A 24,966-nucleotide genomic window follows, 5' to 3' on the forward strand; every position below is an offset into this window, starting at 1 on the left:
TAAGTTTTACGGCCTCCGAAGAGACCGCCGCACTTTCATCAAACATCCACACTTATCGACTGTTAATTGTTAAAGAACTGATTCGGTACTGCCCGCAACCGGGCTTTGAACCCTTGACAAAGCGTTTTGTTTGTCAGTTGCGAAGAAGGAAGAGTATGCAGCGTTTCGGCCATTTCGTCAACCTTCTTTTTCTCCCCGCTCACTCTGCGCCGCGATCATTTGCACGCTCCGTTTTGCGGGGAGGCGAACTATAACAAAGCCCCAGCCGCCGCGCAAGGCCTATTCCCCAGCATCGCTGCTCGACCGTCCACACCACGCGGTCCGACGCTACCCACGCCGTTCCAGCCCCCGTTTCCTGCAGACTGTCGCAATCGCGTGGCGGCCGCCCGGCCGCCCACGTAGAGTTGCATCATTCCAACATCAGTCGTGGCAGAAGCAAAACCGGGCAGGCGCTGTTTTCGTTCAGTTACACTGCCCGCTTACTCTCCACTACCCAGTTTTGAAAGCCTCACATGTTTTCTCAGTCAACTCAGTCAACTATACAAGACACCATCAAGACCATCGCCGCATGGCTGCACCGGGGTTTTGATGCGACGGCGACCTGGGTCACTCAATTATCCTGGTGGAAATTTTTCCTGTTCGCCGCCCTGATGCTGATCGCCGGCTCCATCCTGCAAGAGGAATTGTTCTCCTCCCGCCCGGATGAGGAGGCCATTGCCCAGGACAGCAAGCGCGCCAACAAGCGCAACGGCGAAACCAACATCCTGATCGACGATAGCGGCATCCATTTCAATCCGCGCGGCAAAGTCCGCAAGGATGGCCGCCCCGGCCCGGCCGCACAGGAGAGCCCGGACGAGGCTGCCAGCGCCAAGGGCGACGACAATACCAACAAGAACGATATCGACAATCCGCAAGGCATCCCCCCCGAGCCGGCCGCCCCCGCCACGACGGCACCGGCGGCGCCGACCGCCAAGCCGGCGGCGCCAGTCAAGGCCGCACCGCCGGCGGCTCCCGCCCCACCGGCGGCGCCATCGAGCGAGGAAGTCCACATCGACCTGCCACCGCAGATCGGCGAGGAGTTGTCGAACGCCATCGAAGAGGCGGTCGACGATGCCGCCGAACAAAAGGTCTCGCGCTATCACAAACAGGCCTCGACCTGGTTCACCAGCTTCGTCTCGCTGCTGGTGCTGGCACTGTTCGGCACCAAGGCCCTGATGGGCGGCAAGAAGCGCGCCGAGGCCGAGACCATCACCGCCAACGCGGCGGCCGAGCGCGAATCCATGCAGCGCCAGCTGAGCGAGGCGAAGATGCAGATGATGCAGGCCCAGGTCGAGCCGCACTTCCTGTTCAACACCCTGGCCTCGGTCGAGTACCTGATCGAGACCGATCCGCCGCGCGCCTCGGCGATGCAGCGCAGCCTGATCAAATACCTGCGCGCGGTGCTGCCGCAAATGCGCGACAACGCCCTGATCACCAACCTCGGCCGCGAGGCCGACATGGTGGTGGCCTATCTGAACCTGCTGAAAATGCGCATGGAGGAACGCCTGCACGTCGATTTCGATGTCCCCGACGGCCTGCGCACGGCCGCCTTCCCGCCGATGATGTTGCAATCGATGGTGGAAAACGCCATCAAGCACGGACTGGAGGCGAAACCGCAGGGCGGCAGCCTGAAAGTGCGCGCCGAAGTGGCGCATAATAGACTGCGCGTGATCGTCGCCGACGACGGCCTCGGCTTCGGCGCCGTGCCCAGCGACGGCACCGGCCTGGGCCTGCTGACCATCCGCGAGCGGCTCAAGCTGCTGCACGGCGAACAGGCCCAGCTGAACATCACGGCCAACAGCCCCAGCGGCGTTGTCGCGACGATCGAGGTGCCGTATCAACTTGCCAAATAAAAGCAACAACTCAAGGTAAAGATTGATTATTAAATCGTTTCGTTGAATAATTAATACTTACTTTTTACAACTTTACCACCATGCCAACAGCAATCATTGCCGACGACGAACGTTTGATGCGCGACCAACTGCGCATGCGCCTGGGCCAGGTCTGGCCCGAGCTGGAGATCATCGGCGAAGCCAAGAACGGCGACGAGGCGGTCGAACTGGTCGACCAACTGAAGCCGGACTTCACCTTCCTCGACATCCGCATGCCCGGCAAGACCGGCATGGAGGCGGCCGCCGTGATCGGCAACCAGAGCCACATCGTCTTCGTCACCGCCTATGACGCCTACGCCGTCGAGGCCTTCGAGCGCGGCGCCGTCGACTACGTGCTCAAACCGCCCGAGCAGGAGCGCCTGCAGATCACCGTCGAGCGCCTGAAAACGCGGCTGGCCACGCCCGCCGCCGACATGAACGCCAGCGTCACGGCGATGCTGTCGCAACTGGCCGAGAAGATCACCGCGCCCAAGCCCAGCTATCTGCAATGGATCCAGGCCAGCATCGGCCAGGACCTGCGCATGATCCCGGTCGAGGAGATCCTGTTCTTCCGTTCCGACGAGAAATACACCTGCGTGCAGACCGAGCGCTACGAGGCGCTGATCCGCAAACCGGTGCGCGATCTGGCCGAGGAGCTCGATCCGGCGCTGTTCTGGCAGATCCACCGCGCCACCCTGGTCAACGTCAACGCCATCGAGGGCGTCACGCGCGACATCCGCGGCCGCCACCTGGTGATGATCAAGGGCAAACCCGACAAGCTCGAAGTCAGCCGCAGCTTCCTGCACCTGTTCAAGCAGATGTAGTCCAGCCCGCCGGCCGCGTCCGCCAAGGGCGCGGCCGCCCTGCGGCACATCAAGACCGGCCCGCCGAATTAGATTAGTGTGCTGTCTTACGGCCGTCCCCATCCGGGCCGCAAGGACGCAGGCCCATGAACAAGACCGGCAAATTCCGCATGCTGCCCGCCCTGCCCCTCGTGGCGGCGGCGCTGGTGCTGGCGAGCCGCCTCTACTATCGCCTGGCGCGCCGCCTGCGGCGCGCCGGCAAGCGGGCCGAGGCGGAACAGCGCTGCGGCCGCAGCATCATCCACAACGCCAGCGACGCCATCATCTCCACCGACGAGGCGCAAACCATCCTGCAGGCCAGCCCCTCGGCGGCGGCCATGTTCGGCACCACGGTGCAGGCGATGGAGGGCGCCTCGCTGGACCAGTTCATCCCGCGCGAGCAGCGCATCTCCGCCGAACAAGGGGCCGCCACCTACTTCGGCGCCACCGGCATCCACCTGAGCATGAAGGGCCGGCGCGCCGCCGACTACACCGTGACCGGGCTGAAGGCCAGCGGCGAGCTGTTTCCGCTGGAGGGCTCGATCTCCAGCCAGGACGAGGCGGGCCGCCAGATCTACACCGTCATCCTGCGCGATGTCACCGAGCGCAAGCAGGTGCAGCGCCAGTTGGAGCACTCCCACACCCAGCTGCGCGAGCTGTCGGCGGCGCTGCAGACCATCCGCGAGGAGGAGCGCACCCACATCGCCCGCGAGCTGCACGACGACCTGGGCCAACTGCTGGCCACCTTGCGCGTCGACCTGAACCTGCTGCAACAACAACCGCCCGACAGCGCCGGCGCGCGCAAGCTGCAACACAGCATGGACAGCCTGCTGGTCACCGCCATCACCTCGCTGCGCCGCATCGCCAGCAACCTGCGCCCGCGCGCGCTCGACGAGGGCGGCCTGTACTTCGCCCTGCAAACCCTGCGGCAGGAGTTCGTCGACCGCCACGGCATCGACTGCCAGCTGCACGCCGACGAGCAGGAACTGACGCTGGACGACGCCTACAGCACCGCCATTTTCCGCATCATCCAGGAGGCGCTGACCAACATCGCCCGCCACGCCGAGGCGCGGCGGGTCCAACTGGACCTGCACCGCATCGATTCCTCGCTGCTGATCACCATCGAGGACGACGGCCGTGGCATCGCCGAGGGCGACATGGACAAGACCACCTCCTTCGGCCTGATCGGCATGCGCGAACGGGTCTGGGCCATCCACGGCGACATTTCGATCGGCAGCGGCGGCGGCCGGGGCACCCGCATCACCATCCGCATGCCACTGCCGCCGCAGGCCACGCCGGCGTGACCGCCGGCCGGCAAGCGAAAAAAAAGCGCTCCGAAGAGCGCTTTTGCTTGCCTGCCGGCTTACCTGCCTGCCAAGCCGAAGCTTAGAACTTGTGGGTGATGCCCAGCTGGTACGAGGTCAGCGACTTGACGCGCTCGCGGCCGGCATAGCCGTAGACGGCGGTGCGCTTGGACAGCGAATAGTCGTAACCCAGGCCGAACTCCTTGACGGTGTCGAGGTCGTTCACCTTGTTGTTGCTTTGCTTTTGCTTGCCGTAGACGGCCTTGGCTTCGCCGCCGCCGATGGCGTAGCTGACGCCCACCAGGTAGGACTTGAACTCGCCGGTTGCCGCGACGTCGGTGTCGCCCTTCGAGTAGGCGGCCGTCACCTTGGCATCGCCGAACTTGTAGCCGCCGCCGACGGTCCACAGCTTAGGCTCGGCCGGGGTGACGGCGGCCTGGACCACGCGCTGGTAGCCGGCGTGCAAGCTCACCGGACCGTTGTCATAGGTGACCAGGCCGGCGTAGCCGGTGTCGGCGCCCTTGACTTCACTCAGCACGGCTTGCGCGCTGAGCACGAAACCCTGGAAGCTCGGGCTGTTGTAGGTGATGGCGTTGGCCACGCGCGAAGCGCCCACGCCGCCGCGCATCATCGCCTCGTTGACCTTGCCGACCACGCCATCGGCGCCGAACGGCTCGACCCGGGTTTGCGCGCCGTCAATCAGGTCCTTGGTGCGGCCCATGTAGACGGTGCCGAAGCTGCCCTTCAAGCCGACCCACGATTGACGGTCGAACAAATTGCCCTTCTGCATGCCGGTGTCGGCCAGGATCTCGCTTTCCAGGTTGAAGATCGCCTGCAGGCCGTTGCCCAGTTCCTCGCTACCTTTGAAGCCGAGACGCGAAGCATGGTTCTCGCGTTCGACCGTGGTGCCATTGGTGGTTTTCGCCAAGCCGAGGTCGACAACACCGTAGACGGTGACGTTCGACTGGGCCTGGGCCGAGCTCGCGAATGCGCCGATAACCATTGCTGCCAGAGTAATTTTTTTCACTTGATGTTCTCTACTTGAAGTTAATGAAGATGAAACGCGTTATGAATCCACGGGGCGAATCTTGCCTATCAAATACTTCAACAATATGACATCGTCTACTTTGTTGCTCCTGGACAGCAAAAAGCACAACAGCCGCGCGGGGCGGCTGTTGCGGTGGGGGAAGCCGGCGCGGCGCGCGCCGCCGCCGTCTATTTCAGCCGGCAGCTGAGGATGTAGTAGTAGTCGAGGCGCTCGACGCGGGTCTCGCGCGCCGCCGTCGCCATCTTCTTGCGCAGCGCGCTGTCGGTCGGATAGTTCTTCAGTACCTCGTAGCGCTGGCCGTCGGCCGCCAGGCGGATCTGGAAGGTGTTGCCTTGCAGGTCGGTGCGGGCGATCACGGTGCTGACGCCGTCGAGGTAGGTGTTGTCGAGCAGGACGATCAGGATGTCCTTGCCCAGCTTGGCGCGCAGGCCCTTGAGGAACTTCTCCTGGTCCTCGCGCATGACGTGCGACCAGAAACCGGCGGCGAACACCGCCGTGTAGCGGCCCGGGCTGTCCGGCAGCTGGAAGGCGTCCATCTGGCTGAACTCGACGATATCCTCGTCCAGCCCGCGTTCGCGCGCCAGCGCCAGCATTTCCGGGCAGAAGTCGATGGCGTGCACCGAGGCGGCCACGTCGGCGATGGTCTCGGTCCAGTAGCCGGTGCCGCAGCCCAGCTCCAGCACCTTGTGGCCGTCGAGGGCGCCGGCGATCATCTCGTGCAGGTCCTCCAGGTCGTCCTCGCGCTCGGGTTGCTCGTACACCTCGTCGTAGGCGGCCGCGCTGACGGCGTAGTACTGGGCAAGCTGGTTGGTAATCATGTGGGACTTTCTTATCAATTCAGGTAATGCAGGTGCATGCCTTACAGTTCGTAGTGGTCTTTTTCCCCGCTCATGGCCTGTTCGATCAATTTGCGGTTGAGCGTGGGGGCCAGCAGTTCAATAAAGGTGTAAATATAGCTGCGCAGATAGGCGCCCTGCTTGACGGCGACGCGCGACACGTTCATGCCAAACAGGTGGCCGACGGGGATCGCGCGCAGGTTCTTGTCGCGCTCGGCGTCGAAGGCCATGCCCGCTATGATACCAATCCCCATGCCCAACTCGACATAAGTCTTGATGACGTCGGCGTCTATGGCCTCCAGCAACACGTCCGGCTTCAGGCCGCGCAGGCCGAAGGCGTGGTCGATCTTGCTGCGCCCGGCGAAGGCGCCATCGTACGTGATCAGCGGGAAGCCGGCAATTTCTTCCAGCGACACGGCCTTCGATTTGAGCAGCGCGTGCTCGGGCGGCACCACCACCACGTGCTCCCACTGGTAGCATGGCAAGGTGATCAGGCCGGTGATGGCGGCGATCGACTCGGTGGCGATGGCCAGGTCGGCCTGGTCGCGCTGCACCATTTCGGCGATCTGCTGGGGATTTCCTTGCAACAAAGACAATCTCACCTTGGGAAACTTCAGCATGAAGGCCTGCACCACCTTGGGCAGGATGTAGCGCGCCTGGGTATGCGTGGTGGCGATGGTAAAACTGCCACTATCTTGCGCTGCGTATTCCTTGCCGATACGTTTCAGGCTGTCAATTTCCTGCATAATCAATTCCACCGACGCCAGCACCAGGCGGCCCGGCTCGGTCAAGCCGCGGATGCGCTTGCCGTGCCGGGTGAAGATGTCCACGCCGAGCTCCTCCTCGAGCTCAATGATGGCCTTGGACACTCCCGGCTGCGAGGTAAACAAGGCCTTGGCGGCATCGGTCAAGTTGTAGTTCTGGCGTACGGCTTCCCGTACGAATCGCAGTTGGTGAAGGTTCATTGCAGGTCGTGGCCCCGGTTTTACGTCTCAGTTGCGTCTTAAAAATGTTTTGCGCCCATGCTTATACTCATTACGTATATAAGCAAATAAAGACTATGTCGTTTGGAATAAAGACGAAGTTTATTACTATTGCCGCTAGTTTGGGGATGCGCGTGCAACTCTATTGCCGCACAGGCCGCGCCGAAGGGTGCCGCCGGGTCGATTTTGTGGCATTTCCAACTACACTGTAATGTGCCGGCAGCCCAGTAAGCGACCATTTTAGGAACGATATGTACCATTACGATCAGTATGACCACCTCATCGTGCGCGAGCGCATCGCCCAGTACCGCGATCAAGTGCGCCGCCGCCTCAGCGACGAGCTGAGCGAAGCCGAATTCCTGCCCCTGCGCCTGCAAAACGGTCTGTACATGCAGCGCCACGCCTACATGCTGCGCATCGCCGTGCCCTACGGCCTGCTGTCGTCCAAGCAGATGCGCATGTTCGCCCATATCGCCCGCAAATATGATCGTGGCTACGGCCATTTCACCACGCGGCAAAACATCCAGTTCAACTGGATCAACCTGGAGCAGACGCCGGACATCCTGACCGAGCTGGCCTCGGTGGAGATGCACGCCATCCAGACCTCCGGCAACTGCATCCGCAACACCACCTCCGACCCCTACGCCGGCGTGGCCGCCGACGAGATCATCGATCCCCGGCCGTTCGCCGAGGTGTTGCGCCAGTGGAGCACCTTCCACCCCGAATTCATCGCCCTGCCGCGCAAGTTCAAGGTCGCCATCAACGGCGCCGAGGAGGACCGCGCCGCCATCGCCGTGCACGACATCGGCCTGACCGTGGTGCGCAACGCGGCCGGCGAAGTCGGCTTCAAGTTCATGGCCGGCGGCGGCATGGGCCGCACGCCCATCCTGGGCAGCGTGATCCGCGACTTCCTGCCGTGGCAGCACCTGCTGACCTACACCGAGGCGGTGATGCGCGTGTACAACCAGTACGGCCGCCGCGACAACAAGTACAAGGCCCGCATCAAGATCCTGCTGAAGGCGCTGGGCGTGGAAGAGTTCACCCGCCAGGTCGAGGCCGAATGGGTCGACCTGAAGGACGGCCAGGAAACCCTGACCGTCGAGGAAATGGAGCGCATCACCGCCTACTTCCAGCCGCCGGCCTACAAGGCATTGGCCGAGATCGACCCGGCCGCCCAGCACGCCGACAACAAGGCCTTCGGCAACTGGCTCAAGCGCAACGTCAAGCCGCACAAGCGCGCCGGCTACGCCGTCGTGGTGCTGTCGCTGAAGAAGACCGGCGTGCCGCCGGGCGACGCCACCGCCGAGCAGATGGACTTCGTCGCCGAGCTGGCCGACCGCTACTGCTTCGGCGAGCTGCGCGTGACCCACGAGCAGAACCTGGTGCTGGCCGACGTCGAACAGTCGCTGCTGTTCCAGCTGTGGCAGGAAGCCAAGGCGCACGGCCTGGCGACGCCCAACATCGGCCTGCTGACCGACATGATCTGCTGCCCCGGCGGCGACTTCTGCTCGCTGGCCAACGCCAAGTCGCTGCCGATCGCCGCCGCCATCGCCGAACGCTTCGACAATATCGACTTCCAGCACGACATCGGCGAGATCGAGCTGAACATCTCCGGCTGCATCAACGCCTGCGGCCACCACCACGTCGGCAGCATCGGCGTGCTCGGCGTCGACAAGGACGGCAGCGAATGGTATCAAGTGTCGATCGGCGGCGCCCAGGGCAACCACGCGGCCATCGGCAAGATCATCGGCCCCTCGTTCTCCTCGCTGCAAATGCCGGAAGTGATCGGCCGCCTGCTCGAGGTGTATGTGCGCGAGCGCTACGAGGACGAGCCTTTCGCCGCCACCGCGCAGCGCCTGGGCATCGCGCCGTTCAAGGAACATGTCTACGCCACGCCGATCAAGGCGGGCCAACTGGTGGGTGAGGATGAATATGTCTGACGCGAAAAAAAACCTGATCATCAAGCAGCGCAGCGTGGTCGAGGACGACTGGCAGGTGCTGCGCCCGGCCGCCGCCGACGGCGCGGCCGAAGGTAGCGAGCAGCCGGACCCGGCCACTGTCGCCATCCCGGCCGGCAAGGTGATCCTGCCGCTGGCCGTCTGGCAGGCCCAGGGCGCCGCCCTGGCCGGCCGCGTCGGCGCCGGCGAGATCGCCGTCTGGCTGGCCAGCGACGAGCGGCCCGAGTCGATCAAGGCCGACTTGGCCAAGTTCGCCCTGGTGGCGGTCGACTTCCCCAAGTTCACCGACGGCCGCGGCTACTCGATCGCCTACAACCTGCGCACCCGCCTGGGCTACGCCGGCGAACTGCGCGCCATCGGCGACGTGCTGCGCGACCAGTTGTTCTCGATGCAGCGGGTCGGCTTCGACGCCTACGCCACCCGCCCCGACCGCGACATCCACGAGGCGCTGAAGGGCCTGTCCGACTTCTCCGAGACCTACCAGGCCTCGGTCGACCAGAAACAGCCGCTGTTCCGCCGCCTGCCGCGCGACCTGCGCCACGACGGCAGCGACGTCGGTTCGGGCATTTGAACGGAGCCGCCATGGACGATGACCTGAGCCCCCTGATCGCCGCCACCGAAGCCACGCTGCGCCGCATCGCCGCCGACTTCACGCCCGCCGTGTTCGCCTCCAGCCTGGCCGCCGAGGACATGGTGCTGACCGACCTGATCCTCAAAGCCAAGCTGCCGATCGCCATCTTCTCGCTGGAGACCGGCCGCCTGCACGCGGAAACGCTGGCCATGCTCGGACGCATCGAGTCGCACTACGGCTACACGGTCGCGCTGTACCGCCCGCAGCCCGAGGCGGTCGACGCCTACGTCGCGCAGAACGGCCTGAACGCCTTCTACGACAGCGTCGAAATGCGCCGCGAGTGCTGCCGCATCCGCAAGGTCGAGCCGCTCGGCCGCGCCCTGGCCGGCCAGCGCGCCTGGATCACCGGCCAGCGCCGCGCCCAGTCGAGCACCCGCGCCGAGCTGCCCGTGCAGGAGGACGACCCGGCCCACGGCATGGTCAAGTTCAACCCGCTGGCCGACTGGTCCGAGCAGGACGTGTGGAACTACATCAGCGACCGCGCCGTGCCCTACAACGCGCTGCACGACCAGGGTTACCCGTCGATCGGCTGCGCCCCCTGCACCCGCGCCGTCGAGCCGGGCGAGGACGTGCGCGCCGGCCGCTGGTGGTGGGAAAACCCGGACTCGAAGGAGTGCGGCCTGCACATGGTCGACGGCAAGCTGATCCGCATCAAATCCGTGGCGGCATGAAGACCCCGAAGCGCCGGGCGCGAGCCCGCTGACAACCACATCTACAAGACAATAGGCACAGTCCAATGAACGCTCCAGCTGCTCAACAACCGGCCACCTTCGGCCTCGGCGACATGAACGCGCGCCACCTCGACGCGCTCGAATCGGAAGCCATCCACATCCTGCGCGAAGTGGCGGCCGAGTGCGCCAACCCGGCCCTGCTGTTCTCCGGCGGCAAAGACTCGGTGGTGCTGCTGCGCCTGGCCGAGAAGGCCTTCCGCCCGGGCAAGTTCCCCTTCCCCCTGGTGCACGTCGACACCGGCCACAACTTCGCCGAGGTCATCACCTTCCGCGACAAGCGCGTCGCCGAGCTGGGCGAGCGCCTGATCGTCGGCTCGGTCGAGGACTCGATCCAGCGCGGCACGGTGCGCCTGCGCAACCCGGCGACCGACTCGCGCAACGCCGCCCAGGCCGTCACCCTGCTGGAAACCATCGCCGAGCACAAGTTCGACGCCTGCATCGGCGGCGCCCGCCGCGACGAGGAGAAGGCCCGCGCCAAGGAGCGCATCTTCTCCTTCCGCGACGAGTTCGGCCAGTGGGACCCGAAGTCGCAGCGCCCCGAGCTGTGGGACCTGTACAACACCCGCGTCCACCCGGGCGAGAACATGCGCGTCTTCCCGATCTCCAACTGGACCGAGCTCGACGTGTGGCTGTACATCGCCCGCGAGAAGCTGGAACTGCCGCCGATCTACTTCGCCCACCAGCGCCAGGTGATCCCGCGCAACGGCCTGCTGGTGCCGCTGACCGACCTGACCCCGCCGCGCGACGGCGAAACGGTGGAGACCCAGACCGTGCGCTTCCGCACCGTCGGCGACATCTCCTGCACCTGCCCGGTGGCGTCCGACGCCGCCACGGTCGAGGCGATCATCGCCGAGACGGCCGTCACCCAGATCACCGAACGCGGCGCCACCCGGATGGACGACCAGACCTCCGAAGCATCGATGGAAAAACGTAAAAAGGCAGGATACTTCTGATGAACGCACTCGACAACACCCAACCCGCCAACCCGGACGCGCTCTCGGGCCTGCTGCGCTTCATCACCGCCGGCTCCGTCGACGACGGCAAGAGCACGCTGATCGGCCGCCTGCTGTTCGACAGCAAGGGCATCTTCGCCGACCAGCTCGACGCCATGTCGCGCTCCAAGCACAAGCGCACCGTCGGCGACGCCGTCGACCTGTCGCTGCTGACCGACGGCCTGGAGGCCGAGCGCGAACAGGGCATCACCATCGACGTGGCCTACCGCTACTTCGCCACGCCGAAGCGCAAGTTCATCATCGCCGACACGCCGGGCCACGAGCAGTACACCCGCAACATGGTGACCGGCGCCTCGACCGCCGACGCGGTGATCATCCTGATCGACGTGTCGAAAGTGAAGCTGCGCGAGGACGGCGGCGTCGACCTGCTGATCCAGACCAAGCGCCACTCGACCATCGCCCACCTGCTGCAGATCGAGCACATCGTCGTCGCCGTCAACAAGATGGACCTGATCGACTACGACCAGGCCATCTACGAGCGCATCGTCAAGGCCTACCGCGAATTCGCCGCCAGCCTGGGGTTGAAGGACATCACGCCGATCCCGCTGTCGGCGCTGAGCGGCGACAACGTCGTCAGCGCCAGCGAGAAGCTGGGCTGGTACCAGGGTCCGACCCTGATCGAGCTGCTCGAATCGCTGTCGGTCTACGACGAATCGCACCACGCACCGTTCCGCTTCCCGGTGCAACTGGTGGCGCGCCACAACGGCCACGAGGCCAAGGACTTCCGTGGCTACATGGGCCGCATCGAGGCCGGCAAGGTCAGCGTCGGCGACAAGCTGGTGGTGCAACCGTCCGGCCAGAGCGCCACCGTCAAGGACATCGTCACCCTGGAGGGTTCGCACCAGTCGGCCGTGGTGGGCCAGTCGGTCACCCTGCTGCTCAACGAGCACCTCGACGTCTCGCGCGGCGACCTGCTGGCCGGCGCCGACCGCCCGGCCACGCTGCTGAAAAGCCTCAACGCCGACGTCTGCTGGATGTCCGACGAGCCGCTCGACCAGCGCCGCAAGTACTGGATCAAGCACGGCACCAAGCAGACCGCCGCCAAGATCACCGCCATCGAATCGCTGTTGGACATCAACACCCAGCAGCGCCACGGCGCCGACGGCCTCAAGCTGAACGACATCGCGCGCATCAGCCTGAGCGTGCAGCAGCCGCTGGCGGCCGACGCCTACGCCGACATCCGCGCCACCGGCGCCTTCATCCTGATCGACGAGGTGACCCACCAGACCGTCGCCGCGGGCATGATCCGCCTCGGCGCGTAAGCGGCGAATCACCCGCCCCCAGCCAGCAAAGGAAACCCACGTGCCAGCTTTCGGAAAAGTCTATTTGATCGGCGCCGGCCCCGGCGCCCAGGACCTCATCACCCTGCGCGGCGCGCGCCTGCTGGCGCAGGCCGAGGTGGTGCTGCACGACGCCCTGGTGACGGCGGAGATGCTGGAGCTGTGTCCGCAGGCCGTCAAGATCGCCGTCGGCAAGCGCTGCGGCCAGTTGTCGACGGCGCAGGCCTTCATCAACAAGCAGCTGGTCGACCAGGCCGGCAAGCACGCCGTGGTGGTGCGCCTGAAGGGCGGCGACCCGATGCTGTTCGGCCGCGCCGACGAGGAGCTGCGCGCCTTGGAGGCGGCCGGCGTCGAGGTCGAGGTGGTCCCCGGCATCACCACCGCGCTGGCGGCGGCGGCGGCCACGCAGCAGCCGCTGACCCAGCGCGGCGTGGCGCGCAGCGTCGCCTTCTTCACCTCCAGCACGGCGCCGGCCCATCCCGAGCAGACCGGCATTCCCGACACCGACACGCTGGTGCAGTACATGGGCGGGCGCGAAGCCATCGTCACCGCCCAACGTCTGCTGGAACAGGGCCGCCCCGCCGCCACGCCGGTGGTGGTGATCGAAAACTGCAGCCGCGCCGACCAGCGCGTGCTGCGCCTGACCCTGGGCACCTTGGCGCAAGGCCTGGGCGCCAGCCACGGTCCCGTGCTGGTGATGCTGGGCGAGGCGATGCGCGCCCGGCCGCAGCAAAACTTGGGCGCCTCGGCCGCGCCCGAGGAGCAGGGCGAACAACAGCGCCTGGCCTGAACTGGCGGCCGCCAGCCGGCCGTCCCCCTTCCTTCGCCCTCCCCCTTTGCTACCGAACGGCGCGTCGGACGCGCCGTCGTCCTGTCCTGCGCAACACGAGTTCCCATGTCGACGCCGTAAAATTCCCTCCGGACACAAAAATTTCAAATAAGACACATTAATTGTTCTTTTGAACAAAATAGTGTGATTTTAGGAAACTTATGTGATACCATTAACAACTAGAACATGCGCGCCGCCAGTTGCGGCATATTTTTTGTGCAGCACTCCGGGAATTGAACACATGAGCAACATGAAATTGATCTTGACGGCAGCCACCCTGATCGGCGCCACCACCTTCAGCGCCTCGGCACTGGCAGCGGCCTGCGGCGGCGTATCGATCGGAAAATCGACCACCGCCGATGTCAAACTGGGCGGCGACGTCTCGGACAAATGCGTCGTTTCGCTGACCAACCCGCAAAACGGCAACGCCAGCGGCTTCAGCACGGCCTTCGGCAGCGGCACATGGACCCTGCTCAGCAAGGTCACCGGCTCGAGCGTGCCGGCGGCGCACAGCACCGGCAACTTCGGCGGCGTCGACTACAAGATCGACTTCACGGAAACCACCACCAAGACCGGCACCTGGACCATCACCGCCAACAAGGCCGTCCAGGTCGATCTGGTGTTCGCCGTGCACGCCTCCAACCGCAGCGACGCCTTCCTGTTCGACAACCAGGTGCTGGCCAAGAATGCCGCCACCGCCGGTAGTTGGACCATCAACTGGTACAACAACGGCGGCCAAGTGCCGGGCTTCTCCAACCTGACCATCTTCGCGCGCGATTCGCACATCTCGGCCGTGCCCGAAGCGGACGGCTACGCCATGCTGCTGGCCGGCCTGGGCCTGGTCGGCTTCATCGCCCGCCGCCGCCGCAACAAGTAATGCCCGCTCGGCGGCGCCCCCCCCCCCGGCGCCGGACGACAAAAAACCCCGCCTGCTCGCGCACGCGGGGTTTTTTGTTGGCCGGCCCGTTTGGCCGTCTCGTCTCAGGCGGCGTCGCCGGCCGCGTTGACGCAGTAGTCGGTCATCGCCGCCAGCACGGTCGGGTCTTCGCCCACCGCGCCGGCCACCTGGAACGCCACGCCGGGATGCTCCTGGCGCAGTTGCTCGAGCAGCAGCGGCAGGTCGCGCAGCACATGGCCGCCCTGCCCCAAAAACACCGGCACCACGGTGATCTGCGCGACCCCGTCGGCGACCAGTTGCGCCGCCAGCTCGGGCAGCTGCGGCGTCATCAATTCCAGGAAGGCCAGCGCCACGCGGGCGTCCGGCATGCGCGCCTGCGTCATGTCGCGCAGCCTCTCGAACGGCGCGGCCCAACTGGCGGCGCGGGCGCCGTGGGCGAACAGGATCAGCCCGCGTTGCGGCATGGTCGGCGCCATCAGTGTCGCTCCACCCACCACAGCGCGGCCAACGCCAGCGCCAGGTACAGGGCGCTCGGCGCGATCGCCGTGAGCAGGGCCGGCCAGGTGCTGAGCAGGCCAAGGTGGGAGAACAGGGTGTTGACCAGCATGAAGCTCACGCCCAGCATGATGCCGACGAAGATCTTCAGGCTGACGCCGCCGCTGCGCGTGTGCAGGTAGGCGAAGGGCAGCGCCATGGCCATCAGCACGAAGATCGACAACGGGTCGATCAGCTTCTTCCAGAAGGCGATCTTGAAGCGCTCGGTCTCCTGCTTGTTCTCCTGCAGGTGGCGGGTGTAGACGGCCAGCTCGGTGGCCGACATGCGGTCCGGATCGGAACTCGACACCGACAGGATCTTCGGCGTGATCTCGGTCACCAGGTCCTTGCTGGCGCTCTTCGTCGTCGCCACCGCGCTGGTGGCCTGGGCGAAGTTGTTGGCGGCGTCGGCCTGGCTGTCCGGCAGGGGCAGCGCGCTGTTGCTGAACAGGTTCTCGGTCACCTCGAACAGGCGCCAGGTGTTGTTGCCCTGGTAGGTGGCGGTCTTGGCCAGGATCAGCGAACGCAGGCGGAAGTTGGTGTCGAACTCGTACAGCTTAACGTCGCGCAGTTGGCCGTCCGGCCGCACTTCGCGCACATTGAAGAAGCGCGAACCGGCCAGCGTTCCCGTCATGCCGTCGCTCTTGACGATGTCCTTGGTCCACAGGCCGGAGCGGAATTCGGCCGAGACGGCGGCGCCGCGCGCGCTCAGCTTGATCTTGGCCGCCAACGGCGTGGTGCGCGGCGCGATCAACTCGCCGAAGATGAAGGTGATAATCACCAGCACCACGCCGACCTTGAACAGCATCCACGCCGCCATCCCGGTAGACATGCTGGAGGCGCGCATGATGGTGAACTCGGAGGTGCTGGCGAACTGCGCCATCGTGTAGATGGTGCCGATCAGCGCCGCCACCGGCATCACCTCGTAGACGCGGCTGGGCAGCATGATCAAGACGTAGAGGAAGGCGTGCTGGATGGCGTAGCCGTTCTTGCCCACCGAGGGCAGCTCGCCGGTCAGGTCCATGAAGGCCTGCAGGGCGAGGAAGGCGAGCAGCACGAAGGCCACCGCCTGGGCGATCGAGACGGCAAAATAGCGTTGCAGGATTCTCATTTGGCGACGGCTTCCTTGGCGGCGCGCGGCCGCTTGAACGATGCCAGCAGAACCAGCGGGTGATAGCGGTGGTTGACGTTGAGCCGCCAGAAGAACAACAGCAGCACGACCAGGCCGACCAGCAGGTGCAGCGGCCACCATGACAGGGCGAAGCTGAAGCGGCCCTGCTTGACGCTGGCCTCGACCAGCTTGACCAGGTTACTGTAGGTGAAGAAGATCAGCAGCGCGATGATCAGATTGGCCGAGCTGCTGGCGCGCGGATTGACGAAACCCAGCGGAATGGCCAGCAGCACCAGCACCAGGCAGGTCAGCGGCGAGGCCAGGCGCCACAGCAGTTCGGCGCGGGTGTCGTTGGTGGGCTGCTCGAACAGGGCCGGCGTGGCCATGCCGGCGACGTCGATCTCGGACTCGATATCCTGCGTCTTGCTGGCCACCCGCATGCTGTAGCGCTCGAACTCCATGGTCTGGAAGTCGGCTTGGCCGGGCACGCCCTGGTAACGCCGGCCGTTCTTCAGCACCAGGAAGCGCTGGCCCTTGGCGTCGGCGGTGATGACGCCTTCCTTGGCGACGATGACGGCGGTGCCGTGTTCGTCGACCGTGTTGACAAAGACGTTCTGCACCACGGCCGTCTTGCCGCTGACGCCTTCGACGAAGAAGATGCGGTTGCTCGACGCCGATTCCTTGAACTGGCCGGGCGCGACCTTCTGCAGGTCCTCGCGCTTTTCAAAGCGCTCGACGTACTCGCTGCTCTTGTGTTTGGCCCAGGGCGTGGCCACCAGGCTGAGGACGGCCGTCAGCAGCACCATCGGCAGGCCGAAGCTGAGCACCGGCGCGATCCAGCGCGTCAGGCTCAGGCCGGAGGCGAACCAGACCACCATCTCGGAGTCGCGGTAGCTGCGCGTGACCACCATCAGCACAGAAATAAAACTGGTGAGGATGACGATGGTTGGCAGATAATTCAGGGCCGCAAAGACGATCAGGGCCACCACGTCGCTCGACGCGACCTTGCCGCCGGCGGCCTTGCCGAGGATGGTGATCAGGGTCCAGGTGACGGAAATGCTGAACAGGACCGTAAAAGTAGCCCCGGCGACGCTGACTAGCTCGCGACGTAGGGCGCGTTGAAAAATCATTCGAAGTTTACAATTCGGCGGTTAAGTTAGTAAGATGCGTAACGCGCCTGGTCATACACCGCAAGGCCAGGCAAAAAGTACACGACACGGAGAACTAAATGGACTTTAGCATAAAAGCATTCGACACAAAAAACACCCTCGCTACGGCCAAAACCGGCGTCGTCGCCGTCGCGGTTTTTGAAAACAAAAAGCTTTCGGCCGCCGCCAAGACGCTCGACAGCGCTGGTGAAATCTCGGCTGCGCTGAAGTCCGGCGACATCTCCGGCAAGGCCGGCTCGACCCTGCTGCTGCGCGCCGTCAAGGGCGCCGCCGCCGAGCGCGTGCTGCTGGTCGGCCTGGGTAGCGAGGAGACTGCCGGCGAGAAGAACTTCGCCGCCGGCGTGGCCGCCGCCATCAAGGTGTTCGCCACCCTGGGCGCGAACGACGCCATTATCGCACTACCACTGGCGGAAGTGAAAGAGCGCGACGTTAACTGGGCGATCCGTTGCGTGGTGCAGGCCGGCCACGAGGCGGCCTACCGCACCGACGGCCAGAAGAGCAAGAAGGACCCGGCCGCCGCCGGCGTCAAGAAACTGGCCCTGGCCGTGCCCAACAACGCCGCCACCAAGCTGGCGCTGGCGCAGGCCGTGGCGATCGCCAACGGCATGGACCTGACCAAGGACCTGGGCAACCTGTCGCCCAACATCTGCACCCCGACCTACCTGGCCAACACCGCCAAGAAGCTGGGCAAGGACTACAAGTTCGACGTCGAGATCCTCGACCGCAAGCAGCTCGAAGCGCTGAAGATGAACAGCTTCCTGTCGGTCACCAACGGCAGCGAACAGCCGCCGAAGTTCATCATCATCAAGCACATGGGCGGCAAACCGAAGGACGCGCCGGTGGTCCTGGTCGGCAAAGGCATCACCTTCGACAGCGGCGGCATCTCGCTCAAGGCCGGTCCCGGCATGGACGAGATGAAGTACGACATGGGCGGCGCCGCTTCGGTGCTGGGCACCTTCCGCGCCATCGGCGAAATGAACCTGAAGCTCAACGTGATCGGCGTCATCGCCAGCTGCGAGAACATGCCGTCGGGCCGCGCCACCAAGCCGGGCGACATCGTCACCTCGATGAACGGCCTGACCATCGAGATCCTCAACACCGACGCCGAAGGCCGCCTGGTGCTGTGCGACGCGCTGACCTACGCCGAACGTTTCAACCCGGCCGCCGTGGTCGATATCGCCACCCTGACCGGCGCCTGCATCGTCGCCCTGGGCCACCACAACAGCGGCCTGTTCACGCGCCACGACGCGGCGCACGACAAGCTGGCCGCCGAGCTGCTCGAGGCCGGCCAGGACGCCGGCGACACCGCCTGGCGCCTGCCGATCGGCGAGTTGTACAACGAGCAGCTGAAGTCCAACTTCGCCGACCTGGCCAACATCGGCTCGCCGGGCGGCGCCTCGTGCACGGCGGCGGCCTTCCTGGAGAACTTCACCCGCAAGTACACCTGGGCCCACCTGGACATCGCCGGCACCGCCTGGAAGTCGGGCGGCGCCAAGGGTTCGACCGGCCGTCCGGTGCCGCTGCTGGCCAACTTCCTGATCAAACGCGCCTAAGCGGCGGGCGGGAGGGCCGGGGCGGCGCCACGGCGGCGCGCCCGCCCGGCCGCCACGCGCGGCGCTCCCCATGCAAAATGGCGGCCATCCGGCCGCCATTTTTTTATCCCCGCCGCCGCCGCGCCGCTCAGTACAGCGTCACGCCCGGCGCCGGCGGCGCGCGGCCGTCGGCTTCCTCGCCCTTGTGCAGGATCACCGTCAAGGTGGCCGGGTAATCGAAGCCGGCGCCGGTGTCGCGGTCGACCAGATAGCCGACGCCCGCCGTCAGCACCATATTGCCCCACAGGCTGCTGTTGACCTTGGAGTCGACCTTCTCATAGGCCCAGGCGGCGCCGTCCTGCTTGCAGTCGACCCGCAACGGCGCGGCGCTGCGGCGGATGGTCACCCGCGCCGGGCTGGTGACGAACCATTTGCCGACGTCGTTGTACAGCACGCAGCCGACGCCGCCGACCTCGCGGTTGTCGAGGATGGTTTGCACGGTCACCTGTTGCTGGGTCGATTCGGTCAGGGTGGCACAGCCGGCCGTCAGGGCCAGGGCTGCGATTGCGGCGAGTCGGTACATGGTCTGGCCTCTTGCGGGGAGGAGATGGGGAAGCGCCGCGCGCGGCGCCAGGGCGCCTACTTGCGCTTGGTCGGCACGGGCTGCTCGGCCGGCACCGGCACGGCGGTCACGCTGTTTTTCGGGCTGCCGTCGATCAGGCGGTCGGAATACACCAGGTAGACCAGCGCGTTGCGCTTGACGTCGACCATGCGCACCACGCGCACATGTTTGAAGAAGATGGAGGCGCGCTCGGAGAACACTTCCTCCTGCAGCGGCAAGACGCCGTTGAAGCGCAGCGGCCCCACCTGGCGACAGGCCACCGACGATTCGGCCTTGTCCTCGGCCAGGCCGATGGCGCCCTTGAAGCCGCCGGTCTTGGCGCGCGACAGATAGCAGCTGACGCCGGCCACGCGCGGATCGTCGAACACCTCGACCACCACCTTGTGGTCGGGACCGAGCAGCTGGAAGGCGGTGTCGACCGAGCCGATATTTTCGGCGCGGCCATGGCTGGCCAGACCCAGCAGGGTCAAGCCAAGAATGGCGCGGCAACGGCGCATGGCGAGCATCGGATGGCGCCTCAATTGATCGGGGCGAAGCGCTGGACCATCACGCCGTCGACTTCGAGCAATTGAAAGAACACATCCCGGGGCCGGGTCCAGATGGACCCGTCGGCGGCGCGATAGACGATCATCGGACTGAGGTCCGATTCCAGGGTCGCCTCGCACACCAGCTCGTAGACGCCCCCTTTATAGTGCCGAAATCGCATGCCGCCTGTCCTCAGCTAGTTTGACGGGCACTCGGACGCACTGGCTGGGCCACCACGTCGTCGATATTGCCCTGGGCTTTAGCCTTCTTCAAACTTTGGATGACCTTGAGGATGTCCTCCATGCCGGTCTCACCGTCCAGAGTGGCGAACGCATCGAGCACCTCGTTGAGGACTTGATTGCGCACGGCAGCCTGGTCGGAGTCGATCACCGGCGCCCGCTGCAGCCCCGAGCGTGCGCTCGCGACCGCCTTGGTGGCGACAGCCTCCTTGGATGCGGCAGTCTTTCGCCCGCCTGGCGTTTTGCCATGCTCGAGCGCGGCTTGCCAAATCACCCAGCGGCGTTGGGTTTCGAACACCAGATATTCCTCTGGCTTGTCTTCGCGCCGGCGTACGATGTGACCATCGCGCTGCGCCCATGCTTCAAATGCAGATCGCATTTTATTCCTTTACAAATTGCGCAGAACTTACTGTTAAAACCACAAGTATTTCCAAATAGTACCATTTATTGACTGGATACAACACCCTACCGAGGCATCTTTTTTGTCAATTAAATCGTTGCCCTACGGCAATATAGGTTTTAATCCTGTTTGATACAAGTACATTTCGCTTTTCAAGTGCGTTTAATTGATTCTAGTACCATTTTGATAACATGGAAGCACTATCGGCAATTATTTTTGCAAATGTTAGATTTTGCAACATTCTATGGCCTGGAAGGCAATTTGTGACAGCCCTATTTGATGTTTTTTCACAAAATTCGCGAGAATTATAAACAATTGAGGAAAATCAAAACGCTCTCATGGAAAACCTTGTTGTTCCCCGGCCATAGTGGCGAATCACCTACCGCTGCGCCCCGTCACGCACGGGCAGGGGCGGCTCGGCAGGGGCGCAAGGTCGGCGTATAGATGCGGGTGTCCAACAATGCCACAGAGCGCAATTGCTCGCCGCGCGGTAGCGCAAGTGAGCGGCGCCCGGGCTAGGACAAATCAGAGGCGCCGCCGCAGCCTCGCGCCGATCGTGGCGGAAGGCGCGGCGGCGTTGTGGCGGCAGGGTCACAAAGCACTGTCGCGCGGTAACAACATGCAGTCCGACAGAGCGGAAAATCGCTGCTCAGGATGCAAGTCGCCGGCGCGCGCCCAGGCCCCGCCGGCAAGCCAGCCACCAGACGCCGAAGGCGGCGCTGGCCAGCAAGGTCATCCACACCATCGGCCGCACCGTGCCGTCCGACAAGCGGCCGACGGCGAAGCTGCACAGCGCGGTGATGGCCATCTGGATAAAGAAGAACAGGCCGGAGGCGCTGCCGGCGTTGGCCGCGTAGGGTTGCAGCACGGCCAACTGGCAGGCCGGGATGGCGATCCCCACCGAAAGCATGATCAGCACCATCGGCCCGGCCAGCGCCAGCAGCGCCTGCGGGTGGCGGCTGGTGGCCAGCAACAGCAGCAGGCTGCCGCACAGGCTGATCGCCGCCGAGCAGCCGATCAGGGCGTCGCTGCCGTGCCGTGGCACCATGCGGCGGAACACCTGCGAGCCGAGCAAGTAAGCGCTCACGGTCAGGCCGAAGCTCAGCGCGTAGGCATGCGGCGACAAGTGCATGAGCCGCTGCAGCAGCACCGAGGACTCGGCGATGAAGGGGAAGTAGGTGCAGTAGACGAAGCTGATCGCCAGCGCATAACGCAGGAAATAGGCGTCCCGCAGCAGGCCGGCGTAGATGCGGCCGACCTCGCCCAGGCTGACGCGGGCCGCGTCGCGCGGGGCGGTCTCCGGCACCAGCGTGGCGATCAGCAGCAGCGCGCCGGCGGCCAGCCCGGCGAGCACGATGAAGACCCAGCGCCAGCCCAGCGCCGCGTCGATCAGGCTGCCGAGCAGCGGCGCCAGCACCGGCGACAGCGCCATGCCCATCGACAGGCGACTCAGCATGCCGGCCTGCGCCCGCGCGCCGAAGCGGTCGCGCACCATCACCCGGCCGATCACCGTGCCGCTGCAACCGCCCAGCGCCTGCAGCATGCGCGCGGCGATCATCACCGGCGCCGACGGCGCCATGGCGCAGACCAGGCTGGCAAGCAGGTACAGCGCCAGGCCGCCGAGCAGGATGGGGCGGCGGCCGTAGCGGTCGGCCAGCGGGCCGCAGACCAGCATCGACAAGGCATAGCCGACCATGTACAGGGTCAGCGTCAGTTGCAGCTGGGCGTCGGAGGCGCCCAATTCGGCCGCCATCGCCGGCAACGACGGCAGGTAGGCGTCGATCGTGGCGCGCGGCAGGCAGACCACCAGCAGCAGCACCACGCTCCAGGCCCAAGGCGCCAGCGCGGCGCGCCGGCCTGCCGGCCGTGTTTGTTTTTCTGTCTGGTGCATGAGATGTACGCGATAGTGGATGAGGAAAATGATGCTAAGGCTTTTGTGGTTTAATGCTAAGCACCATATTTAGCAAAATTGACTAGACCACTATGGCAAGAGGAAAATCGGCGGAGGCGCTCGACCTGCCCCGCCCGCCCGCGCTGGACGACGGCGACAGCGCCGCCACCAAGCAGGACACCATCTACGAAACCCTGCGCGCGGCGATCCTGCGGAAGTGGCTGCCGGCCGACAGCCGCCTGCCGTCCAGCCGCGAATTGGCGGCGCGCTGGGGCGTCTCGCGCGGCACCGTCGAAGCGGCGTTCGACCGCCTGCACGCCGAGGCCTACGTGGCGCGCCGCGCCGGCTCCGGCACCCGCGTCTGCGCGGTGGTGCCGGAACGCTTCCTGACGGCGGCCTACCGCGTCCATGCCAGCCCGGACGCAGCATCCGGCGTGGACTCGTTCGGCGTCGCAGACTCGCGCCGCGCCCCCACCCCCGCCGCCTCCGGTGCGCGCGGCGGCGCCAACGCGGCAGCAGCAGCAGCGGCGGCACCGCCCGCGACCGTCGAAACACGGGTGCTGGCCGGCCTACCCTTCGTCAGCCGCATGGCCGATCCCGCCCTGTTCCCGCTGACGCTCTGGGCCAAATATGTGAGCAAGGCCATCGTCGGCGCCTCGACCGAGCGGCTCTGCTCGCCCGACGCGCGCGGCGCGCCCGAGCTACGCGAACAGATCGCCGGCTACCTGCGCAGCCACCGCGGCATGGCCTGCGCGGCGGACGACATCGTCGTCACCACCGGCATCCGCCACGCCCTCGACCTGATCGCCCGCAGCCTGCTCGGCCCCGGCGACCTGGCCTGCGTCGAGGACCCCGGCTACACCAGCGCCGCGCGCATCTTCGCCCTGGCCGGCGCGCGCACCGTGTTCGCCCCGGTCGGCGCCGAGGGCATCGACTGCGCCGCCCTGCGCGCCCACCACGGCGTGCGGCTGGCCTTCGTCACGCCGGCCCACCAGTCGCCGCTGGGCGTCACCATGTCGGTCAGCCGCCGCCTGGAACTGCTCGACTGGGCCAGCGAGCAGCAAGCCTGGATCGTCGAGGACGACTACGACAGTGAATTCAACTATCACAGCGCGCCGCTGCCGGCGCTCAAGTCGCTCGACCGCCACGACCGGGTGATCCACTGCGGCAGCTTCAACAAGACCCTGTTCGCCGGCCTGCGCATCGGCTTCATCGTCGCCCCGCCCGCCGTGCGCGGACGCCTGATGGCGCTCTGGCAGACCACCGGCCGCTCGGTCGGCATCAGCGAGCAGATGGCGCTGGCCGAGTACATCCGCGACGGCGCCTATGTGCGCCACCTGCGCCTGGCGCGGCGCGCCTACCAGCAGCGGCGCGACACCCTGCTGGCCTGCCTGGCCGCCAGCGGCCGGGGCCAAGGCGGGCACGTCTCCGGCTGCCAGGCCGGCTTCCACTGCATGCTCTGGCTGCCGCCCGGCTGCGACGAGCTGGATTTCTGCGCCCGCGCCGCCGCCCGCGACATCGCGCTGCAACCGCTGAGCGCCTTTTGCCGCGAGGCCGCGCTGCCGCCGGCGGTGCTGCTCGGTTACACCGCGCTGACCCTGGCGCAAGTACGCTACGCCGGACAAAAACTGGCGCAGCTGCTGGACCAGGCCTGGGCCGAGTCGACGCGCTGAGCCGGCGCCGATCACGCCGCCGCCGGCTGCTGTAAAATCCGCACAGCGCCGACCCGCCCACCGCGCGTCGGCGGCGGCCCCGCCCGCCCCCATCCATCCCATTCAGTCTGTAGAAATCCCATGAAAATTGCCACCTGGAACGTCAACTCCCTCAATGTGCGCCTGCCCCACGTGCTCAAGTGGCTGGAGGAAAACCCGGTCGACGTCTTGTGCGTGCAGGAAACCAAGATGACCGACGATAAATTCCCCGCCGCCGCCATCGAGGCGGCCGGCTACCACGTCGTCTTCAGCGGCCAGAAGACCTACAACGGCGTGGCCATCCTGTCCAAGCTGCCGATCAGCGACGTGGTCAAGAACAATCCGCGCTACGAAGACCCGCAGCAGCGCATCCTCGCCGCCACCATCGACGGCGTGCGCGTGGTCTGCGCCTACGTGCCCAACGGCCAGGCGGTCGGCACCGACAAGTACGACTACAAGCTGGCCTGGCTGGCCGCCTTCCACGACTGGCTGCGCGACGAGGCCGCCCTGCATCCGCAACTGGCCGTGCTGGGCGACTACAACATCGCGCCGGAAGACCGCGACGTGCACGACCCGGTCGCCTGGGCCGACCAGGTGCTGGTGTCCGTGCCGGAACGCGCCGCCCTCACCCGCCTGCTCGACCTCGGCCTGGTGGATTCCTTCCGCCTGTTCGAACAGGCCGAAAAATCGTTCAGCTGGTGGGACTACCGCGCGCTCGGCTTCCGCCTCAACAAGGGCCTGCGCATCGACCACATCCTGCTGTCGCAAGCCTTGGTGGCGCGCTGCAGCGCCTGCGTGATCGACCGCGCGCCGCGCAAGTGGGAGCAGCCGTCCGACCACGCCCCGGTGGTGGCGACGCTGGACTAGCCGGCCGCCAGAACGGTCATCATTGACAGCTAGCCTGAATGTTTCATAAACCCTAATCGCTGGCGGACCTCTCCCTCGAAGGCGGCCTGTCTGAGCGTCAGCGGTGCGCCGGGCGAAGTTCG

At 65.6% G+C, this 24,966-nt stretch carries 25 protein-coding genes; 14 read left to right on the plus strand and 11 right to left on the minus strand.

Annotated features, from left to right (window positions below; genetic code table 11):
* From H7U20_RS30600 to H7U20_RS29445, 4 genes are all read left to right on the plus strand, one after another.
* On the plus strand, positions 1-254 hold a 254-nt coding region (locus H7U20_RS30600; protein WP_233411178.1), incomplete at its 5' end, for a hypothetical protein.
* 258 nt (positions 255-512) lie between these two features.
* A complete protein-coding gene (locus H7U20_RS29435; RefSeq protein WP_199762695.1) occupies positions 513-1,892 on the plus strand; it encodes a sensor histidine kinase in 1,380 nt (459 codons plus the stop codon).
* A gap of 80 nt (positions 1,893-1,972) precedes the next feature.
* Positions 1,973-2,734, plus strand: a complete 762-nt coding sequence (locus tag H7U20_RS29440) for a LytR/AlgR family response regulator transcription factor (RefSeq protein WP_199762696.1) — start codon at positions 1,973-1,975, stop codon at positions 2,732-2,734.
* 125 nt (positions 2,735-2,859) lie between these two features.
* Entirely contained in the window at positions 2,860-4,056 is a 1,197-nt protein-coding gene (locus H7U20_RS29445) for a sensor histidine kinase (protein ID WP_199762697.1), read from the plus strand.
* 82 nt (positions 4,057-4,138) lie between these two features.
* On the opposite strand, the gene H7U20_RS29450 is transcribed toward H7U20_RS29445, so the two are convergent.
* The 3 genes from H7U20_RS29450 to H7U20_RS29460 all read right to left on the minus strand — a co-directional run bounded on the left by H7U20_RS29450 (position 4,139) and on the right by H7U20_RS29460 (position 6,905).
* On the minus strand, positions 4,139-5,059 hold the full coding sequence (locus H7U20_RS29450; protein ID WP_233411179.1) for a porin: 921 nt from the start codon (positions 5,057-5,059) through the stop codon (positions 4,139-4,141).
* Positions 5,060-5,271: 212 nt separating this feature from the next.
* Positions 5,272-5,922: a class I SAM-dependent methyltransferase gene (locus H7U20_RS29455; RefSeq protein ID WP_199762699.1), complete on the minus strand. Its 651-nt coding sequence runs from the start codon at positions 5,920-5,922 to the stop codon at positions 5,272-5,274.
* A gap of 41 nt (positions 5,923-5,963) precedes the next feature.
* The gene (locus H7U20_RS29460) at positions 5,964-6,905 is read right to left on the minus strand and encodes a CysB family HTH-type transcriptional regulator (RefSeq protein WP_199762700.1); all 942 of its coding nucleotides are present in this window, start codon (positions 6,903-6,905) and stop codon (positions 5,964-5,966) included.
* Positions 6,906-7,174: 269 nt separating this feature from the next.
* On the opposite strand from H7U20_RS29460, the gene H7U20_RS29465 reads away from it, so the two are divergent.
* From H7U20_RS29465 to H7U20_RS29495, 7 genes are all read left to right on the plus strand, one after another.
* Positions 7,175-8,863 (plus strand): nitrite/sulfite reductase, encoded by a 1,689-nt coding sequence (locus tag H7U20_RS29465; RefSeq protein WP_199762701.1) that lies wholly within the window; start codon positions 7,175-7,177, stop codon positions 8,861-8,863.
* A complete protein-coding gene (locus tag H7U20_RS29470; RefSeq protein WP_199762702.1) occupies positions 8,856-9,452 on the plus strand; it encodes a DUF934 domain-containing protein in 597 nt (198 codons plus the stop codon). Before H7U20_RS29465 ends, H7U20_RS29470 begins: the two co-directional genes overlap by 8 nt.
* Positions 9,453-9,463: 11 nt before the next feature.
* Positions 9,464-10,183, plus strand: coding sequence for a phosphoadenylyl-sulfate reductase (locus H7U20_RS29475; protein WP_199762703.1), 720 nt, complete (start codon positions 9,464-9,466; stop codon positions 10,181-10,183).
* A 65-nt stretch (positions 10,184-10,248) separates the two neighbouring features.
* Positions 10,249-11,196 (plus strand): sulfate adenylyltransferase subunit CysD, encoded by a 948-nt coding sequence (gene cysD / locus H7U20_RS29480; protein ID WP_370593293.1) that lies wholly within the window; start codon positions 10,249-10,251, stop codon positions 11,194-11,196.
* Complete coding sequence (locus H7U20_RS29485; protein WP_199762704.1) at positions 11,196-12,518, plus strand: sulfate adenylyltransferase subunit 1; 1,323 nt, start codon at positions 11,196-11,198, stop codon at positions 12,516-12,518. The genes cysD and H7U20_RS29485 overlap by 1 nt, the downstream gene beginning before the upstream one ends.
* A 40-nt stretch (positions 12,519-12,558) precedes the next feature.
* Positions 12,559-13,326 carry a uroporphyrinogen-III C-methyltransferase gene (gene cobA, locus H7U20_RS29490; RefSeq protein ID WP_199762705.1) on the plus strand — a complete coding sequence of 256 codons (768 nt, stop codon included), beginning with the start codon at positions 12,559-12,561 and terminating at the stop codon, positions 13,324-13,326.
* 280 nt (positions 13,327-13,606) lie between these two features.
* Positions 13,607-14,242, plus strand: a complete 636-nt coding sequence (locus H7U20_RS29495; RefSeq protein WP_199762706.1) for a PEP-CTERM sorting domain-containing protein — start codon at positions 13,607-13,609, stop codon at positions 14,240-14,242.
* 104 nt (positions 14,243-14,346) lie between these two features.
* Here H7U20_RS29495 and H7U20_RS29500 read toward each other — a convergent pair whose 3' ends face one another.
* The 3 genes from H7U20_RS29500 to lptF are packed head-to-tail and all read right to left on the minus strand — an operon-like array spanning position 14,347 to position 17,038.
* Positions 14,347-14,739: a sirohydrochlorin chelatase gene (locus H7U20_RS29500; RefSeq protein WP_370593294.1), complete on the minus strand. Its 393-nt coding sequence runs from the start codon at positions 14,737-14,739 to the stop codon at positions 14,347-14,349.
* A complete protein-coding gene (gene lptG / locus H7U20_RS29505; RefSeq protein ID WP_199762707.1) occupies positions 14,739-15,908 on the minus strand; it encodes an LPS export ABC transporter permease LptG in 1,170 nt (389 codons plus the stop codon). Before lptG ends, H7U20_RS29500 begins: the two co-directional genes overlap by 1 nt.
* Positions 15,905-17,038, minus strand: a complete 1,134-nt coding sequence (gene lptF / locus H7U20_RS29510; protein WP_199762708.1) for an LPS export ABC transporter permease LptF — start codon at positions 17,036-17,038, stop codon at positions 15,905-15,907. Before lptF ends, lptG begins: the two co-directional genes overlap by 4 nt.
* Positions 17,039-17,136: 98 nt before the next feature.
* Here lptF and H7U20_RS29515 point away from each other — a divergent pair, with 98 nt between their 5' ends.
* The gene (locus H7U20_RS29515; protein WP_199762709.1) at positions 17,137-18,630 is read left to right on the plus strand and encodes a leucyl aminopeptidase; all 1,494 of its coding nucleotides are present in this window, start codon (positions 17,137-17,139) and stop codon (positions 18,628-18,630) included.
* A gap of 127 nt (positions 18,631-18,757) precedes the next feature.
* On the opposite strand, the gene H7U20_RS29520 is transcribed toward H7U20_RS29515, so the two are convergent.
* The 5 genes from H7U20_RS29520 to H7U20_RS29540 form a co-directional block, all read right to left on the minus strand.
* Positions 18,758-19,192 carry a hypothetical protein gene (locus H7U20_RS29520; RefSeq protein ID WP_199762710.1) on the minus strand — a complete coding sequence of 145 codons (435 nt, stop codon included), beginning with the start codon at positions 19,190-19,192 and terminating at the stop codon, positions 18,758-18,760.
* A gap of 56 nt (positions 19,193-19,248) precedes the next feature.
* The gene (locus H7U20_RS29525; RefSeq protein WP_199762718.1) at positions 19,249-19,728 is read right to left on the minus strand and encodes a CreA family protein; all 480 of its coding nucleotides are present in this window, start codon (positions 19,726-19,728) and stop codon (positions 19,249-19,251) included.
* Between the two features lie 20 nt (positions 19,729-19,748).
* The gene (locus tag H7U20_RS29530; RefSeq protein WP_199762711.1) at positions 19,749-19,937 is read right to left on the minus strand and encodes a DUF1653 domain-containing protein; all 189 of its coding nucleotides are present in this window, start codon (positions 19,935-19,937) and stop codon (positions 19,749-19,751) included.
* Positions 19,938-19,948: 11 nt separating this feature from the next.
* Complete coding sequence (locus tag H7U20_RS29535) at positions 19,949-20,374, minus strand: hypothetical protein (protein WP_199762712.1); 426 nt, start codon at positions 20,372-20,374, stop codon at positions 19,949-19,951.
* Positions 20,375-21,044: 670 nt separating this feature from the next.
* Positions 21,045-22,286, minus strand: coding sequence for a multidrug effflux MFS transporter (locus H7U20_RS29540; RefSeq protein WP_199762713.1), 1,242 nt, complete (start codon positions 22,284-22,286; stop codon positions 21,045-21,047).
* A 92-nt stretch (positions 22,287-22,378) separates the two neighbouring features.
* Between H7U20_RS29540 and pdxR the strand changes: the two genes are divergently transcribed.
* Both pdxR and xth read left to right on the plus strand, forming a co-directional pair.
* On the plus strand, positions 22,379-23,959 hold the full coding sequence (pdxR, locus tag H7U20_RS29545) for a MocR-like pyridoxine biosynthesis transcription factor PdxR (RefSeq protein WP_199762714.1): 1,581 nt from the start codon (positions 22,379-22,381) through the stop codon (positions 23,957-23,959).
* A 120-nt stretch (positions 23,960-24,079) separates the two neighbouring features.
* Positions 24,080-24,844: an exodeoxyribonuclease III gene (gene xth, locus H7U20_RS29550; protein ID WP_199762715.1), complete on the plus strand. Its 765-nt coding sequence runs from the start codon at positions 24,080-24,082 to the stop codon at positions 24,842-24,844.
* Positions 24,845-24,966: the final 122 nt, after the last annotated feature.

The sequence above is a fragment of the Rugamonas violacea genome, from assembly GCF_016461825.1.
Classification (GTDB): Bacteria; Pseudomonadota; Gammaproteobacteria; order Burkholderiales; family Burkholderiaceae_D; genus Rugamonas.